Source organism: Proteus vulgaris (genome assembly GCF_011045815.1).
Classification (GTDB): domain Bacteria; phylum Pseudomonadota; class Gammaproteobacteria; order Enterobacterales; family Enterobacteriaceae; genus Proteus; species Proteus vulgaris_B.
Map to the genome: position 1 here is coordinate 2788215 of NZ_CP047344.1, position 18333 is coordinate 2806547.

An 18333-nucleotide genomic window follows, 5' to 3' on the forward strand; every position below is an offset into this window, starting at 1 on the left:
CTATTACCAGTTGTGGCGACCAAAACCGCTTGTTATTGGGTATCTGCGATCTTTACCAAAATTACGACTTGTAATACGTGGCCCTACTGGGGCTTGACGTCGCTTGTATTCATTAATATCGACTAATTTTATCACTTTACGGACCGTTGCTTCATCAAATCCAGCAACAACTAAATCAGAAACAGATTTATCCTGTTCAACATAACCTTCAAGAATAGCATCCAGAATGTCATAAGGTGGTAAATTATCTTGGTCAGTTTGCCCCGGCGCCAACTCTGCTGATGGTGGTCTATCAATCACACGTTGAGGAATAGCCGGTGAAAGTGTATTACGATATTTAGATAGTTCAAAAACTAATGTTTTAGGGACGTCTTTTAACACATCAAAGCCCCCCGCCATATCACCATACAATGTCGAGTATCCCACAGCGGATTCACTTTTATTGCTTGTGGTGAGCACTAAGCGACGGCGTTTATTCGACATCGCCATCAAAATCACCGCGCGACAGCGAGCCTGTAGATTTTCTTCTGTAGTATCAGCGGCAGTATCTTTAAACATTGGTGCTAACTGTGCCATAAAAGCATCAAACATTGGTTCAATAGATACCGTATCGAATTCAACACCTAATAAATCAGCTTGTTCTTTGGCATCATGAATACTCATTTCGGAAGTATAACGAAAAGGCATCATAACTGCTTGAACACTCTCTTTTCCTAATGCATCAGCCGCAATAGCAACCGTTAATCCAGAATCAATCCCCCCAGATAATCCGAGAATTGCCCCTTTAAAACCGTTTTTAGTGACATAATCACGCGTTGCAAGCACTAATGCTTGATACACTTGCGCTAAAGGTGAAAGTTCTGGTGCTGGATTTACCATTGGGATGATGGTTAATTCATCAAACTCTACAACTGCTGTTTGCTCATCAAATGCAGCTAAACGATGTGTGATCGTACCTCTTTCATCAAATACTTTAGAACAACCATCAAAGACCAGCTCATCTTGGCCACCAATTTGATTAAGGTAGATCACAGGAAGATGCGTTCTTTGACAATGCTCTTTAATTAACTGTGTACGAACATGGGGTTTTTCACGGTTATATGGCGAGGCGTTAATAGATAAAACAAGATCTGCCCCTGCTTGTTTTAATGCATCGATAGGCTCATTAATCCAGATATCCTCACAAATTAACAAACCTAAATGGTAACCTTTAAATGGCACAACACAACGTTCATTTCCTTGTTGGAAATAACGTTTTTCGTCAAACACACCGTAATTAGGTAATTGCTGTTTGAAATAACGTGCTTGTAACTCGCCTTTATAGAAAAATGAGAGTGCGTTATAAATTTTGCCGTTTTGCCACCAAGGATGTCCAACAACAATCGCTGTTTTTTTACTTGCTTGTTCTAAACGCGTAAGTTGTGTTTCACAACGTTGCTGGAAATCAGGACGAAATAGCAGATCTTCAGGAGAGTAACCGCATAAAGCCAGCTCAGAAAACATGACCAGATCGGCCTCTTCTTGCGCTTTAACGGTAGATAACATGCGTTCACAGTTACCTTCTATATCGCCAACAACCCAATTGAGTTGAGCCATTGCGAGTTTTAATTTACGACTCATAAAAATTAGTCTCTCCGCTATCTTTCGCATTAAAGGAAAGCTAGTTTAAAAATATATTCGTTATCTGAAAAGGTTATTCTTTAAAATCATTCGCATCTAGTTCATGACGAGATAACAATTTGTAAAACTCAGTGCGATTGCGTCCTGCCATACGTGCTGCTTGAGTCACATTACCTTTCGTCATTTGCAGTAACTTTCTCAAATAAGTCATTTCAAAATGCCCTCTTGCTTCAGCAAATGTAGGTAAAGCGGTATTTTCACCCTGTAAGGCTTGTGTCACTAAAGCTTCGCTAATAACTGGAGCTGTCGTTAAAGCGACACATTGTTCAATCACGTTAACTAATTGGCGCACATTTCCTGGCCAACTTGCTGTCATCAAGCACTTCATAGCATCAGTAGAAAAACTTCGGACAAAAGGCTTATGGCGTTTAGCCGATTCACGTAATAGATGATTAGCAAGAACAGGAATATCTTCAGCTCTCTCACTTAATGTCGGAATTCGTAAATTCACCACATTTAAACGATAGAACAAATCTTCACGGAATTCATTACGCTCCATCGCTTTAGGTAAATCACGATGTGTGGCAGAAAGGATACGGACATCAATATCAATATCACGATTGCTTCCTAATGGGCGAACTTTTCGCTCTTGCAAAACACGTAATAATTTAACTTGTAATGCCATTGGCATATCGCCAATTTCATCTAAAAATAGTGTACCGCCTTCAGCCGCCTGAAATAGACCTTCACGACTACTTACTGCTCCTGTAAAAGCACCTTTCGCATGACCAAATAATTCAGATTCCAAAAGTTGTTCCGGCAAGGCGCCACAGTTAATGGCTATAAAAGGTTTTTTAGCTCTAGGGCTTGCACGATGAATGGCTTGAGCAAGAACTTCTTTACCTGTGCCACTTTGGCCGTTAATAAGTACACTGACATCAGATTGTGCAACTAACTTTGCTTGCTCTAATAAACGTAGCATTTGTGGGCTACGTGTCACGATATCTTTAGACCACTCTTCATCTGAAACTGTGGTTACTAATTCAAGTGCTTCATCAATTGCCTTGTAAAGGGCGTCTCGATCAACGGGTTTAGTTAAAAAACTAAATACACCTTGTTGTGTTGCTGCAACTGCATCAGGAATAGAACCATGGGCAGTTAAAATAATGACTGGCATCCCGGGTTGCTGACGCTGTATTTCAGCAAACAATGCCATACCATCCATTTCATCCATGCGCAGATCGCTAATAACAAGGTCTATTTTTTCTTTTAAGAGAAGTTTTAGTGCTTCTTGCCCACTTTCAGCGGTGAAGATATGAAAACCTTCACTTGTTAACCGCATACCAAGTAACTTTAATAACCCAGGATCGTCATCGACAAGTAAAAGATTTGCTGATTTATGGCCAGCCATGCACATTCTCCTTATTTAGATCCTACTTCAGTCGGTTTAGCATCCTGTTTTTTTATTTCAGTTTTAACAGGCTCAGGTTTAACCACTTCAGGTTTTGCAGACTCTGGTTTTGAAGGTTCAGGTTTAACCGCTTCAGGTTTTGCAGATTCTGGTTTTGAAGGCTCAGGTTTAACCGCTGTTGCAGAAGGTGTTCTTTCCTCACTCTTTGGTTTTTCTGTTATCGATTGTGTAGAAGTAGGCTTTTCAGTCGTTTTTTCAACAACTGTTTTTTCTGTTTCTGGGGATGTGGTTACCACACTCTCCGTTAAATCCTCATTTTGTGATAACGAATCAACAGAGCCACTTTGTTTTCTATTCGATAACTGCCTTTCAATTTGAGTAAGACTTTCAAGCTTTTTCAGTGTGATATTCAGTTCATGCTGTAATGCATTATTCTCTTTTCTTAGTGTATCTATTCTATTGTCCGTTTCAGTAGTTAAACGACGATAACGATTTTTTTCTTCTGCTAAAGAGAGAATGAGTGTTTGATTTTCAATCCATGTCGATAATAAAACACGCATAGAGCTTGGAAATTGAAGTTTGTAGCTTTCTAGTAACACTAATTGTGTTCGACGATCAGCAATCGTCATACCAGCACGCTCTAATAAAATGCTTTTATAAAATGCATCATCCCAGCCTGTAACGACAACGCTATTTGCTTGACGTTGCGCTTCTGTAGTCATAATGCGATTCGTACATTCAATTGTGCGTAACCAATAAAGTGCATTATTAATGCCTTCATCATAAAAAGCGCTTAATGTTTTACATTCAGCCCAACGGTAATCAATTGTTCTTTGTTTAACAACGGGTGCATCAGGCTCGGGTTCTAACGATGCAGTAGGCGACTTTGGCGTACAGCCTGAAAGAACCAGTGGAAGCATAAAAATCAAGACACACTGTTTCCAATTTAATGCGATCTTTCTAGTTGATGCAGGAGCCATAGATAACGGTTCAGTACCAAGCATCTGTTTATTTATTTTTTTATACTCATGATGAGGAGATGCTTGTATTTGTGACCTGATTTGCATTATTTATTCTCAGAAAGTAGCGGTAATTCAATACGAAAACAGACATCGGCATAGTCAGAAGGAACAACATTTAATTCACCTTCCATTCTTTTGATACAGTCATGAGCAATGCTTAAACCTAAACCACTTCCTTTTACAGCACCTTTGCGTAGTAAAGAACCTTGAAAAAAGGGCTCAAAAATCATTTTTTGTTCAGATTCAGGGATAGGCGTTCCTTTATTGGCTATATCAATCACTATCTTCTGTTCAACTTGATAACTAGAGATCCAGATATTACCTGATTCAGCACCATAGTGCACCGCATTCGAATAGAGATTGTCGATAACTCGTGATAATAATGTTGCTTCTGCTCGACATTTTGTCAGATTAAGTGAAATTATCGTTTTAATCTCTTTCGCTCTGGCCGGTAAGCTGTGTGCTAATACCACATCATTCACTAAATGAGTTAAATCGATCTCTTCAATTTGCTGAGGAACCTCAGAAAGTTTACGGTTATAATCAAGCAGTTGTTCAATCAATAACTGTAACTGCTTACTACTATTATCAAGAATAGAAACCACTTCTTTTTGATCGAGCGTTAAAGGACCTGCAACTTCATCAGCTAATAATTCTGTACCTTCTCGCATACTAGCAAGTGGCGTTTTTAACTCATGAGAAATATGACGTAAAAATTCATGCCGTTGTGATTCAAGCCATGCTAATCGTTCACTTAACCAAATAATACGTTGAGCTAACGATCGAAGCTCCCGAGGTCCTTGAAAAGAATCCAAATTGTTACTAAGTGTTCGCCCTTCTCCCAATCGATTGATCATCTTTTCAATCCCTTTAACAGGGCCGATGATCATTCGGGTAAATAGTGCGATGAGGATCAAACTGAATACGAACACAATAAGGCTCTGCCAGCCGAAATAACGTCCTTTCTCAGCAATTGCCATTTGTAACTGTTCGCCACGGCTAAAAATAATCTCTTTTGTTAGCATCACTATACGATTATTGGCATAAGAGAACTGCTCTAGAGCTTGTTGCATGTCTTTCGTAGGTTCACTGCTTTCACACTGAATAGACTTTAGCTTTTCAAGGGAGGAATTAAGTACGTCAGCTTCTTTAGATGAAGAAAGCGGGATTATGGTTTGTTGTAATGTTGAGAAGAGTTTGGTGTATTGCTGATAGCGTTGTTGATACATATCATCATCAGTTTTATCGCGTAAAACACAATAACGACGATAGTTTCCTTCCATCTCAATAGCTAAATTTCGCATAACTTCGCTACGTTCAGTATCAGCCAATGCATTTTTATTAGTGATTGCTGCTTGATTACTTAATTGATCGAGGCTTTGATAAGCTTGATAAGCAAGGACAAGTAAAGGTAATAGCACCATCCAAAATGCCATTATCACGAGCTGTCTTAAAGAACGAGGAAAAATACGCCACTTTTTCAATGAAATCATCTCAACACCTATTAGAGTAATGCGATGCTACATGACTTGATAACAAGAAAAAAGTCCGACATTAGAAAATCAGGTGAGGATAACAAACACAAGCGAGAAAATATGACAGGCTCTAGAAGTGGGAGAGCGGAATATCTTACTGAGATATTCCGCCCGTCAAGATTTCATCTCTTTTCTCTCTAAAAGAGAATGAAGGTGGTGCCTCACTCCACGTGTCGCCCTGTGTTTGATAAGGTCCGAAGACGAGTATCATGATGTTGGACGGTAGGCACCTTACTCTGGCGTCATTCCTGGCTTATGTGGTATGTTCCCACCCATATTGTGGACCGACATAAAAAGTTGAATGAGCAACTGATTTATATAATGCATAACGCGTGCCAACTTTTAAATAAAAACATTAACCAATTGAAAACAAACAAAAAATAAAAAAACATCCATGATGTTTTATTTACATCTCTCTTTTATCTAGTTATAAAGTAACCAAGCTGTCTCCATATCCAGACAGAGTTACCTCAAATTTTACAAATACTTATATTTCAATAAGTTAAATGTCGCCAAAAAGAGACAAGTTAATAGCTAGGTGTCGTTGTTTTTACACAATAAAAAATAATACCTTTATTATCAATATAATAAAGCCTCTCACAAAGTAGAGGCTTTATGTAATTACTCCTAAGATAATTTACCGCTAATTAATCAAACTGCTTCCTTGCATTACGGAATAATCGCATCCAAGGGCTATCTTCACCCCAGCTGTCTGGATGCCAAGAGTTACTGACCGTTCTAAATACACGTTCAGGGTGAGGCATCATAATAGTTGAACGTCCATCCCTTGTTGTAACAGCGGTGATCCCTTTTACTGAACCATTAGGATTTAATGGGTATTGTTCTGTTGGTTGACCATAATTATCAACAAAACGTAATCCCACTAAATTTTGTTTCTCTAATTGTGCCAATTGTTCAGCATGACGAAACTCTGCAAAACCCTCCCCATGAGAAACAGCAATAGGCATTTGTGAACCCACCATGCCTTGTAGCAATAACGATGGGCTTTCTGTCACTTTAACCAAACTAAAGCGAGCTTCGAAACGCTCAGAACGGTTGCGAACAAAACGAGGCCATAAATCCGCCCCCGGAATAAGTTCAGATAATGTTGACATCATTTGACAACCATTACAGACACCAAGCGATAAGGTATCTTGGCGTTCAAAGAATTGAGCAAATTCATCTCGTAAACGAGAATTGAATAAAATAGATTTAGCCCAACCTTCGCCTGCACCTAATACGTCACCGTAAGAGAATCCTCCGCACGCCACCAGCACATCAAAATCACTCAATGAACGTCGTGACGAATGTAGATCACTCATATGAACGTCAATAGCATCAAAACCAGCTCGGTCAAAAGCTGCCGCCATTTCAACATGAGAGTTAACACCTTGCTCTCTTAGTACAGCAATGCGAGGGCGACTTCCTGTTGCAATATAAGGAGCTGCAATATCTTCGCTTGGATCAAAGGTTAAATGTACGTTTAACCCCGGATCATTGATATCCTGTTTTGCCTGATGTTCTTCATTAGCACACTCAGGGTTATCGCGTAAACGTTGCATTTGCCATGTTGTTTCTGCCCACCAAAGGCGTAGTGTACTGCGTTTTTCATTATAAACTTCAGTTTCACGACTTTGAATTATAACGGCATCATCTTGTGTTGCTTGACCTAAATAGTGTAAGCAATCAGCTAAACCGTATTGCGTAAATAATGCTTCAACTACATCTTGATGCTCAGCGCTAATTTGGATCACGCCGCCTAACTCTTCATTAAAGAGTCCCGCTAAGATATCTTCATCATAAGCACTAATATCAACATTTAACCCACAGTGACCGGCAAATGCCATTTCTGCAAGAGTGACAAATAAACCACCATCAGAGCGATCATGATAAGCCAACAATTTGCCTTCATTGACCAATTGTTGCATCACATTAAAGAATTGTTTTAGCTGTTCTACATTACGAAGATCTGCGGCTTTTTGACCTAATTGGCGATAAACTTGTGCTAATGCTGTTGCACCTAATGCGTTATGTCCATTACCCAGATCAATCAGATATAAACGGTTACCTGATTGTGTCGATAATTCAGGTGTTACCGTTTTACGAACATCTTCAACACGAGAGAATGCAGTAATAACTAAAGAGAGTGGAGAGGTAACTTCTTTATTTTTTCCATCTTTATCCTGCCAACGTGTTTTCATTGACATAGAGTCTTTACCAACAGGAATAGTGATACCTAACGCTGGGCATAACTCCTCACCAATAGCTTTCACCGCGTCATACAAACCAGCATCTTCACCAGGATGCCCCGCTGCTGACATCCAGTTAGCAGAAAGCTTAATACGATTAAGTGATTGTACATCACTACCAGCCATATTCGTTAAAGCTTCACCAACTGCCATACGTGCAGATGCAGCAAAATCTAATAGTGCGATTGGCGCTCGTTCACCAATAGACATTGCCTCACCATAATAGCTATCTAATGTTGCTGTAGTAACAGCACAGTTAGCAACAGGAATTTGCCAAGGACCAACCATTTGATCACGAGCAACCATGCCTGTTACAGTGCGGTCACCAATGGTAATTAAGAAGGTTTTTTCAGCCACGGTAGGTAAATGAAGCACTCGATAGACTGCATCTTTTAAATTAATATCTTTACGATCTAGATACTCACCTTCTGTTTTTTGTGATTTCACATCACGTAACATTTTAGGTGCTTTACCTAATAATATGTCTAATGGCATATCAATAGGTTTATTATCAAAGTGTGTATCGTTTAATACTAATTCACGCTCTTGCGTTGCTTCACCAATTACGGCATAAGGTGCTCTTTCACGCTGGCATAATGCATCAAACAGAGGCATTTTTTCTGGTGATACTGCCAACACATAACGTTCTTGAGATTCATTACACCAGATTTCAAGTGGGCTCATTCCTGGCTCATCATTTAAAACATCACGCAGTTCAAAACGACCACCACGACCACCGTCATTAACTAATTCAGGCATCGCATTAGAAAGACCTCCTGCCCCTACATCATGAATAAATAAGATAGGGTTATCGTCACCCAACTGCCAGCAACGATCGATAACTTCTTGGCAACGTCGCTCCATTTCTGGATTGTCACGTTGAACAGAAGCAAAATCTAAGTCTGCATCAGATTGCCCTGAAGTCATAGAAGAAGCCGCGCCACCCCCCAGACCGATGTTCATCGATGGGCCGCCTAATACGATCAACTTAGCGCCAACAGTGATCTCCCCTTTTTGAACATGATCTTCACGAATATTACCAATGCCACCAGCTAGCATAATTGGTTTATGGTAACCGCGAATTTCAACACCATTATGGCTATTAACTTGTTCTTCATAAGTTCTGAAATAGCCTAGTAATGCAGGACGACCAAATTCATTATTAAATGCCGCGCCACCTAATGGTCCTTCAGTCATGATATCTAATGCATTTACAATACGTTCTGGTTTACCAAAATCTTCTTCCCAAGGTTGTTCAAATCCTGGAATACGCAGGTTAGATACTGAGAATCCAACTAAACCCGCTTTAGGTTTCGCACCACGCCCCGTTGCACCTTCATCTCGAATTTCACCACCAGAACCTGTTGCAGCTCCCGGCCAAGGTGAAATTGCTGTTGGATGGTTATGTGTTTCCACTTTCATTAAGATGTGTACGGGTTCTTGATGATAATGATAATGCCCTTTTTCAGCATCAGGATAAAAACGTCCAGCAACCGATCCTTCCATAACAGCCGCATTATCTTTATATGCTGACATGACATAATCAGGAGTTTGCTCAAACGTATTTTTAATCATTTTAAATAATGATTTATCTTGCGCTTTACCATCAATAATCCAATCTGCATTAAATATTTTATGGCGACAATGTTCAGAGTTGGCTTGTGCAAACATATAAAGTTCAACATCAGTTGGATTACGAGCTAAACGATTAAAAGCATCGACTAAATAATCAACTTCATCATCAGCAAGTGCTAATCCCATTTCAATGTTTGCTTTAACAAGCGCATCTTTGCCTTTAGCAAGCACATCTATCGTTTTTAATGGTGCTGGCGTTTGCTCCGCAAACAGTGTATTTGCATCTTGATAATTTAAGAAAATGGTTTCCATCATTCGGTCATGAATCAAACCATAAAGCTGTTGCCATTGTGTTTCTGTCATCGTATCGCCTTCAATAAAGTAAACGATACCACGTTCAATTCTGACCACCTTGGATAAACCACAGTTATGTGCAATATCTGTTGCTTTAGAAGACCAAGGTGAAATAGTTCCAGGGCGAGGTGTCACCACTCGCATTTCCCCAATAGGCTCATGCTCTGTTAATGAAGGCCCGTAATGCAATAATTGGCTTAATTTAATGTGGTCATCTTCAGATAACTGCCCTTCCACTTTTGCGAAATGAACAAATTCCGCATATATACCTTGTACAGGAAGGTCATTTTCCTGACATTGAGTGAGTAATTTATTAATACGAAACGCGGATAAAGCGGGGGAGCCACGCAGGATTTCCATAGTATTGAGTTCTCTCTTTTAGCAGCTAGCCTGATCAATCATTCAGGGGAAACGCGCCTAGTATAATAGAATAACCGCCCAGACGAAACCGTTTGCGTGAACAAAATAACGGCATTTAACTTAGTGTGTTTTAATGATTAATTGGTGTAATCAAGTTGCGTATTACCAATATGTTAAGCAAAATGCTCGATTACTGGAAATTTATCCATGTTAAGATAACGATTTTACACACAACAACAAACAACGTTAACGAGAAATAACCTATTGAATAATATAAGGATAAACTATTTCGTTATCGTTATCATAGCGCTCTTTTCAGCGGCAATTATTGCGTTGAATATTACTTGGCCCGATAGGCAAAAAGCGCAGATAAATAAGATTTTATCTCGTGGTGAGTTAAGAATTAGTACGATGCCATCACCATTGATAACGATGAACGATAAAAAGGACCCCGTAGGTTTCGATTATGAATTAGTGAAACGCTTTGCTGATTATCTAGGCGTGAAGCTTGTCGTTAATATGCGGACAAATATCAACCAAATGTTTGATGATCTGGAGAATAATAAAGCAGATTTTATCGCAGCTGGATTACTTTATAACAAAGAGAGATTAGATACGACACGTAGTGGGCCTGCTTACTTTTCAGTATCTCAGCAATTAATTTACCGTAAAGGAACATTAAGGCCACGTAGCTTTGATGCTTTAGATGGGCGCCTTGTCGTCACGGCAGGTTCGGCCCATGCAAGCTTATTGCGTACACTAAAAGAAACGCAATACCCTGAGCTTGAGTGGGAAGAATCAGACAATCAAACAACCTCTCAGCTACTTGAAGCGTTATCAGAAGGCAAAATTACCTATGTTTTAGCCGACTCAATCAGTGTTGCAGTACAACAACGTATTCACCCTAATGTTGCCGTAGGATTTGAGGTGACTGAAAGCCGTCCTCTGACATGGTATTTACCTGATAGCGAAGATAATAGTTTGTATGCCGCTATGCTAGATTACTTTAACCAATTATCTCAAGAAGATGTATTAGCACGATTGGAAGAAAAGTATTTTGGCCATGTAGGTTCATTTGATTACTTTGACACTATCTCTTTTATTACTGCAATTGATTCCATTTTGCCAAACTATCAGCCTCTTTTTGAGAAATACGCGGATACCTTTGATTGGCGATTATTAGCAGCAATGGCATGGCAAGAATCACATTGGGATCCTCATGCAACGTCACCAACAGGTGTTAGAGGTCTTATGATGCTAACACGCCCTACTGCATCAAGTATGGGAGTCACTGATAGGCTTGATCCTGAAGAAAGTGTTCGCGGTGGTGCTCAATATCTTAAACATCTTCTTTCTCGTTTACCTGGATCTATTCCTGAAGATGAGAAAATTTGGTTTGCATTAGCCGCCTACAACATGGGATTTGGTCATATGCTTGACGCCAGAAGGCTGACCGAACAACAAGGCGCAGATCCTGACAGTTGGTTAGATGTAAAATCAAGATTACCGCTACTTAGCCAGAAGAAATATTATGTTGATCTCCCTTATGGCTACGCGAGAGGACATGAAGCTTATCGCTACGTTGAGAATATTCGTCGATATCAACTGAGCCTCGTAGGCTATCTCCAAGCGAAAGAGAGTAAAAACAAGATCCTATCTAAAGACAAAGAAAGTAATGAAAGTGCGGATCAAGAGACATCATCATTAACATTATCTCAATAATCATCTCGTCATTAATGATGCATTACATACCGTTCAGGCCTCTTTTATAGAGGCTTACTCTAGGCTTAACACATTTATCCTGTCATTTCTGATATCTCATAGCAGATATTCCTCTCTCTATATCCCCTTAATATTTTCTTAATATTAAAATTTGTTACATTTTCTCTTACCTTTATTTAACTAAAGTTGGAAAAAAATCGTGTTAAAAAATGGTAACATTCATTAGTTAAACCACTCACTAGATGAGTAAAACGCATCAAAAACAGCCCAACAAGTCCTTTTTTGACTATCAGAATAGGTGAAATATAAGAAAAAATTAACTTAAATACGTAGGAATTATCTCATCAGTTATTATTCATTTTATGATTGTTCTTTTTAGAAAACTTTTTTCGTGATAAGAATTAACCTGATATTTATATTATTAACATATAACCCTTTGAATTGTATGTATTATGATAATCTATAATTGATTTTATTAATTTTCTTAAAGTAATGTTAATAATATCAATTCCTATAAAGTTAAAACAATGTTAATTGTATTGTCTATTAAATTTATCTGCCTGATAAACTTTTTTACCCATAAATTGAGTAATAAAATGAATAAATCTATATAAAATTCTATTAATGTGGAATAGGCCAGATTAAATCTGAAATTTGCGGAAACTAACAAAACGTTATATCAAATAGAACGCCTTTGTTGATATCATATAAATCAGTCATTATTCGAAACAACTCGAAATATAATGCAAATCAATTTTTATATTCCGACATTAATATTATTTTTTCATAAATAATAATACGCACGATCTTCAAGGGATTATCTATAATGAAACTGAGTAAAATTGCTTTAGCTGCTGCTTTAGTATTTGGTATTAATTCTGTTGCAACTGCTGAAACTTCCACACCAAAAATTGGCGCAACTAAAGGCGAAATTCAATTAAAAGGTGAAATTGTTAATTCAGCTTGTGGATTAGCAGCTTCTTCAAGTCCAGTTATTGTTGATTTCAGCGAAATCCCAACATCTGCATTAGCGAATATGCAAAAAGCGGGTAACGTTAAAAAAGATATCGAACTACAAGACTGTGATACTACCGTAGCAAAAACAGCAACTGTTAGCTATACACCAAGCGTTGTTAATGCAACAAACAAAGATTTAGCTTCTTTCGTTTCTGGCTCAGCTTCTGGTGCAGGTATCGGTTTAATGGATGCTGGTAGCAAATCAGTTAAATGGAATACAGCAACAACACCAGTACAATTAGTTAATGGTGTTTCAAAAATTCCATTCGTTGCTTACGTTCAAGCTGAATCAGCAGACGCAGCCGTAACTCCGGGCGAATTCCAAGCCGTTATCAACTTCCAAGTTGATTATCAGTAATCATTTTATTTATTTAAATTAATTAAATAATAAATTACTGCATTAACGCAGGGGATTTCCTCTGCGTTAAATTTGATAAAACACTTCAATTTAATAAAAAATAAAAATAAAAAGTAATTAAATAAATATTCATTATTTAATTAATTAGTTTCTATTTAATTAATAATTAGGCGTTTATTCATGTTAATTTCTTATTTTCACAGCACAATATGGAAAAACATTTGTGCCATTTTGCTATTGTGCTTAGCGTTTTTCGCTCAAGCCGAGCAAGATGATTCTGTGGAATTTAACATTCACATGTTAGATGCTGAAGATAGAGATAATGTCGATCTGTCTCGCTTTGCGACTTCTAATTACATTATTCCTGGTATGTACTATCTGGATATTCGCATAAATGGACGAGATTTCCCTCGCCAAAACATTAATTATGTTGAAGTAAAACCTAATTATTCTGTTGCTTGTATTGACCCTTCTCTTCTAAAAAAATTAACCATTAACGAAGAAAATCAAAAATTTATCGAAAAGATTTCCCCTGATTGCTTCAATATCAATCAATTACCAGGTATCTCCATCAAAAATGATGGCGGTATTCTTGATATTGTTATTCCTCGTTCATTAATGAAATACGAAGATGCAGACTGGACTCCTCCCGAATTATGGGACCCAGGCATATCAGGGGTATTACTTGATTATACCTTAACAGGAATATCGACACGTCCTAATAAAGGTAACAATAACAACTCGCTGACAGGCTATGGGCAAGCGGGTATTAATTTTGGTGAATGGCGTTTACGTGCTGAATACCAAGGAAATTATTCATCTGAATACTCATCAAACAATAGCTTTGATTGGAATCAGATCTACGCCTATAAACCACTGCCCAATCAAGCTGCTAAATTAACGTTAGGTGAAACGTATTTAAATTCCCAAGTTTTTGATAGTTTTCGCTTTACGGGTGCCAATATCCAAAGTGATGAAAGAATGTTACCGCCATCTTTGCAAGGTTATGCACCAGAAATTCATGGTATTGCAAATACCAATGCTAAAGTTACCGTGACTCAAAATGGTCGCTTAATTTATGAAACCACAGTTCCTGCTGGCCCTTTTATTATTAAACATTTACAAGATACGGTACAAGGTCAATTAGATGTCAGAGTGGAAGAACAAAACGGCAAAGTAAACGAATTTCAAGTACAAACAGCCAATTTACCTTATATGACACGCCCTGGTTCAGTGCGTTATAACACATCAATCGGCCAGCCATCGCTCAATAACCATAAAATGCAGGGCCCTGTTTTTTATCAAGGTGATTTTTCATGGGGTATGAACAACACATGGTCGCTGTATGGTGGTGTTTTATTAACAGCTAAAGATTACAATGCGTGGTCATTAGGTTTAGGTCACGATATGGGGCGTCTAGGTACACTTTCTGGTGATATTACTCAATCTTATAGCCAAACCTATGATAATGAAAATATCAACGGAATGTCATTCAAACTGAACTATGCTAAAACATTCGATGAATACCATAGTACAATTACTTTTGCGGGCTACCGCTTTTCAGAGAAAACATTCCGATCTTTTTCTCAATATATTGATGAACGTTACAACGATATTAGTAGCAATGGTTATGAAAAAGAGATGTATACCATTACTGGTAACAAAACTTTCTGGGCTGATGATATTGAGAAATCGACAACGCTTTATCTTTCTTATCGTCATCAAAATTATTGGGATAAAAATACACAAGAGCAATATGGTGTAACGGTAAGTCGTAACTTTTCTATTATGGGCATAGAGCAGATTAATACTAACTTGTCTGCATTCCGTACTCAGCATAAAGGAAATACTGATGACAGTGTTTCTTTCAATATTTCAGTTCCCTTAGGCGGTGGCAAAAATATAGGTTATAGCCTGCAAGACAATAACGGAAAAGTGAACCAAATGGCCTCTTATTCTGATAATAGCAATTATAACAATTTGTGGCGTATCCGTGCGGGGTTAAGTTCAGATCATAAAGCCAATACTGATGGTTATTATCAACACCGTTCGCAATATGCAGAAATTAATGCCAATGCAAGCTATCAACAAGATAATTATGTTGCTGTAGGTGCGACCGTGAAAGGCGGATTTACAGCGACTCGCCATGGGGCTGCATTGCATAGTAGCAGCATGACGTCCAGTACAGCTCGAATGATGGTTGATACGGATGGTGTTTCAGGAGTGCCGTTTAACAACCAAAGTACGACAACAAATCTATTTGGCATTGGGGTACTCACTGACTTAACCAGCTATAACAACGTTGATGCACGTATTGATGTTGATAAAATGGACTCAAATATTGAAACACATAAAGCCATCACCTCCACAACATTAACTGAAGGAGCTATTGGTTACTACACATTCCCAGTGCGCCAAGGTGAACGTCTAATGGCTATCTTGCAAACAGCTAATCAAAAATACCCTCCGTTTGGTGCTGAAGTCACTAATAAAGATGGTGAGAATATGGGAATGGTGATGGAAGAAGGCCTAGTTTATATTGCGGGCGTTAACCTCAATGAATCATTAAACGTGATCTGGGGTGGTAAAACCCAATGTACGATTACGATCCCGGCAGCAATTAACGATCCACTAAAACGCGAATTGTTATTATGCCAGGGATTTTAATGAACAAAATGAATTACTAGAGATAAATGTATGAACTCATTCAACACACTTAAAACACTTTTTTGCGGTTCACTACTTGCATTAAGCATGGTGAATACAACACAAGCTGGTGTGTCATTAGATAGAACGCGGATCGTGTTAACTGGCAATGAAAATTCAGCCAGCGTAAATTTAAAAAATACTAGCCCTGATATTCCATTTTTGGCTCAATCATGGGTTGAAAATGAACACGGGCAAAAAATTGCCTCTCCTTTAGTAGCACTACCTCCTTTACAGCGTCTTGATGGTGACCAAAAAGGGGTTGTGAGAATAACCAAAACTGCAGAAATTGGGCTTTTGCCACAAGATAGAGAATCATTGTTTTATTTAAACGTTCGTGAAATTCCACCAGCACCAAAACAAGCGAATGTATTACAAATGGCAATGCAGTCACGAATTAAATTATTCTATCGACCTACGGCTATTATTCCTGAAAAACCGGGCATGGTTTGGCAAGATCAGTTGGTATTTAAAAAACAAAAAAATCAATTTATCGCAGAAAACCCAACACCTTACTACATCACTATTATTGGTCTTTCAAATAAATTAAATGGTGAAGATAGTGATAAATTAACTACATTCCCTGGTTTAATGATTGCACCTAAATCATCACTGGAAATTCCCGTTAAAACCAATAACGTCAATCAATTTTATATGATGTATGTAAATGATTATGGTGGACACCCTGAATTGAAATTTGTTTGCCAACAAAACAGCTGCAAAGTGGCACCGAAAGAACAACAACCAAAATATTAATTAACTTGACGCCGGTAGGAATAAAATGAAACCAACCACAGCAAATTTTTATTTCAATACGCTAAAATTATTTTTTACTGGCGCAATATTATGTACTCCAATGGTGGTATCCGCTTATATTCATGGTGAAGTTCGCACTGTTGGAGGACCTAATATTTTTAGAGTTGAGTTAAATAACACAACATTTCCTAATAACAGACCCGGTGAAACAGCCACAGTAAATTTTTCTTTACCTGATAGATATTTAGCAACGGTTTATTGCCCTAGAGATCCCTTAGTTCCGAATTCTCGCACCTATTATATGGCGGATTCTGACCTACGTTATTTAGGTAATAATTACTATGAACTTAATGAATACGTCGATGTTCAGATCAAGTTTTCTATTTGGGGCCCAGAAACTCTTCCTACGGTTCCTTTTATTGAAAAACCTAACAATCGAAATGGGCAACAAGGTTGTCGCGTTCCTGAATCACCAAAACCTAACATGTCGTCAGGAAGCAGCGGTGTATTAGTATTTCGCCTAAAAAAACCAATTATTAATGGGGTTTCATTAACGGGGCAAGCTGTAGCTCAAATGTATGCCCGTGTAGGTAATGGCTTATATAAAGACTATGGTCCTGAACCAATCTCAAAATTAGTGATTAACTCAGGAATATTAACCACAGAAGATAGATGCATATTCAATAATGGCTCTCCAATTACCTTTGATTTTGGCAATGTTGGCAATACTTCTGACTATTTGAATGGCCAAAACTACAAGATCACGCGCAATATTCCAATAAAATGTGAAGGTGGTAGTTTTACTAATCCTAACAGCCGAATTATGTTTAAAATTCAAACAGGAAGCTCAGGTGTCGCTAGCTTTAACCCTAATTATCTTGGCACAACAGGACCTGTAGATAGAACAAATCTGGGTATTGTTTTAAGAGACAAATCAGGAGCGATAGTGCCGCCTAATAAATATTTTTCTGTCGGGAAACTGAATAATTTTAAAGGTAATTGGGAAGTCACCGCGGCTCCTATTGCAAAAGCAGGAAGCAAAATTACTGAAGGTGAGTTTTCAGCACATGCCACATTAGTTGCGGAGTTTATGTAATGGTAAATCCAATAATAAAATCTGCTATTTCTCTTTTATTGTTACTATCACCTTCAGCCTTTGCTGTGACAGAGCTTATTGGTGGTGATATGGAATTTAAAGGTGTTGTGGTTGCACATGGTTGTACCATAGTTGCTGGTGATGAAAATAAGGTAATCGACTTTAAGCAGATATCCGCAAAAGATCTCTATACCTTTCAAAAAAGTGAATCCGTTGCTTTTAGTATTAGTTTAGAAAATTGCAGCCAAGATATTTATAAAAGTGTCACAATTACACTTGATGGAAAAGAGCATCCAACTATGCCAAATCATCTTGCCGTTGTTGGAACAGGATCTGAAGATCCTAAAAGTATCGGGATTGTATTTACCGATGTGCAACGCAATGTTATTCAATTAAAAAAGCCGAGCACAACTCGACTTCTTAATAATAAACGTATTCAGTTTAATTTTATGACATATGTTGAGGCATCACCCTCTGCGCTGAAAAATCAAACATTGCTAACAGGCCCTTTCCAAGCACAAGCAACCTATACCCTTAATTATCAGTAAACAG

At 38.2% G+C, this 18333-nt stretch carries 11 protein-coding genes; 6 read left to right on the top strand and 5 right to left on the bottom strand.

Annotation, left to right across the window (positions count from 1 at the left end):
* Positions 1-3: 3 nt before the first annotated feature.
* The 5 genes from GTH24_RS13260 to purL all read right to left on the bottom strand — a co-directional run bounded on the left by GTH24_RS13260 (position 4) and on the right by purL (position 10126).
* Positions 4-1620 carry an NAD+ synthase gene (locus GTH24_RS13260; RefSeq protein ID WP_072068706.1) on the bottom strand — a complete coding sequence of 539 codons (1617 nt, stop codon included), beginning with the start codon at positions 1618-1620 and terminating at the stop codon, positions 4-6.
* A gap of 73 nt (positions 1621-1693) precedes the next feature.
* Entirely contained in the window at positions 1694-3031 is a 1338-nt protein-coding gene (gene glrR / locus GTH24_RS13265) for a two-component system response regulator GlrR (RefSeq protein WP_087803278.1), read from the bottom strand.
* A gap of 11 nt (positions 3032-3042) precedes the next feature.
* Entirely contained in the window at positions 3043-4098 is a 1056-nt protein-coding gene (gene qseG / locus GTH24_RS22325) for a two-component system QseEF-associated lipoprotein QseG (RefSeq protein WP_277606427.1), read from the bottom strand.
* Positions 4098-5546 carry a sensor histidine kinase gene (locus GTH24_RS13275; RefSeq protein ID WP_072068708.1) on the bottom strand — a complete coding sequence of 483 codons (1449 nt, stop codon included), beginning with the start codon at positions 5544-5546 and terminating at the stop codon, positions 4098-4100. Before GTH24_RS13275 ends, qseG begins: the two co-directional genes overlap by 1 nt.
* Positions 5547-6235: 689 nt before the next feature.
* The gene (purL, locus tag GTH24_RS13280) at positions 6236-10126 is read right to left on the bottom strand and encodes a phosphoribosylformylglycinamidine synthase (protein WP_164526495.1); all 3891 of its coding nucleotides are present in this window, start codon (positions 10124-10126) and stop codon (positions 6236-6238) included.
* 264 nt (positions 10127-10390) lie between these two features.
* Here purL and mltF point away from each other — a divergent pair, with 264 nt between their 5' ends.
* The 6 genes from mltF (at position 10391) to GTH24_RS13310 (ending at position 18329) form a co-directional block, all read left to right on the top strand.
* On the top strand, positions 10391-11848 hold the full coding sequence (gene mltF / locus GTH24_RS13285; RefSeq protein ID WP_072068710.1) for a membrane-bound lytic murein transglycosylase MltF: 1458 nt from the start codon (positions 10391-10393) through the stop codon (positions 11846-11848).
* Between the two features lie 826 nt (positions 11849-12674).
* The gene (locus GTH24_RS13290) at positions 12675-13223 is read left to right on the top strand and encodes a fimbrial protein (RefSeq protein WP_072068711.1); all 549 of its coding nucleotides are present in this window, start codon (positions 12675-12677) and stop codon (positions 13221-13223) included.
* Positions 13224-13403: 180 nt separating this feature from the next.
* On the top strand, positions 13404-15890 hold the full coding sequence (locus GTH24_RS13295) for a fimbria/pilus outer membrane usher protein (RefSeq protein WP_115350075.1): 2487 nt from the start codon (positions 13404-13406) through the stop codon (positions 15888-15890).
* A 30-nt stretch (positions 15891-15920) separates the two neighbouring features.
* Positions 15921-16685 (top strand): fimbrial biogenesis chaperone, encoded by a 765-nt coding sequence (locus GTH24_RS13300; protein WP_072068713.1) that lies wholly within the window; start codon positions 15921-15923, stop codon positions 16683-16685.
* 25 nt (positions 16686-16710) lie between these two features.
* Positions 16711-17781 (top strand): fimbrial protein, encoded by a 1071-nt coding sequence (locus GTH24_RS13305; protein WP_072068714.1) that lies wholly within the window; start codon positions 16711-16713, stop codon positions 17779-17781.
* Positions 17781-18329: a fimbrial protein gene (locus tag GTH24_RS13310; RefSeq protein ID WP_072068715.1), complete on the top strand. Its 549-nt coding sequence runs from the start codon at positions 17781-17783 to the stop codon at positions 18327-18329. Before GTH24_RS13305 ends, GTH24_RS13310 begins: the two co-directional genes overlap by 1 nt.
* Positions 18330-18333 lie beyond the last annotated feature (4 nt).

What these genes read in the sequence shown, in the direction of transcription:
- GTH24_RS13260 (WP_072068706.1), bottom strand. Translation starts at nt 1,620, where the DNA reads ATGAGTCGTAAATTAAAACTCGCAATGGCTCAACTCAATTGGGTTGTT.
- glrR (WP_087803278.1), bottom strand. Translation starts at nt 3,031, where the DNA reads ATGGCTGGCCATAAATCAGCAAATCTTTTACTTGTCGATGACGATCCT.
- qseG (WP_277606427.1), bottom strand. Translation starts at nt 4,098, where the DNA reads ATGCAAATCAGGTCACAAATACAAGCATCTCCTCATCATGAGTATAAA.
- GTH24_RS13275 (WP_072068708.1), bottom strand. Translation starts at nt 5,546, where the DNA reads ATGATTTCATTGAAAAAGTGGCGTATTTTTCCTCGTTCTTTAAGACAG.
- purL (WP_164526495.1), bottom strand. Translation starts at nt 10,126, where the DNA reads ATGGAAATCCTGCGTGGCTCCCCCGCTTTATCCGCGTTTCGTATTAAT.
- GTH24_RS13290 (WP_072068711.1), top strand. Translation starts at nt 12,675, where the DNA reads ATGAAACTGAGTAAAATTGCTTTAGCTGCTGCTTTAGTATTTGGTATT.
- GTH24_RS13295 (WP_115350075.1), top strand. Translation starts at nt 13,404, where the DNA reads ATGTTAATTTCTTATTTTCACAGCACAATATGGAAAAACATTTGTGCC.
- GTH24_RS13300 (WP_072068713.1), top strand. Translation starts at nt 15,921, where the DNA reads ATGAACTCATTCAACACACTTAAAACACTTTTTTGCGGTTCACTACTT.
- GTH24_RS13305 (WP_072068714.1), top strand. Translation starts at nt 16,711, where the DNA reads ATGAAACCAACCACAGCAAATTTTTATTTCAATACGCTAAAATTATTT.
- GTH24_RS13310 (WP_072068715.1), top strand. Translation starts at nt 17,781, where the DNA reads ATGGTAAATCCAATAATAAAATCTGCTATTTCTCTTTTATTGTTACTA.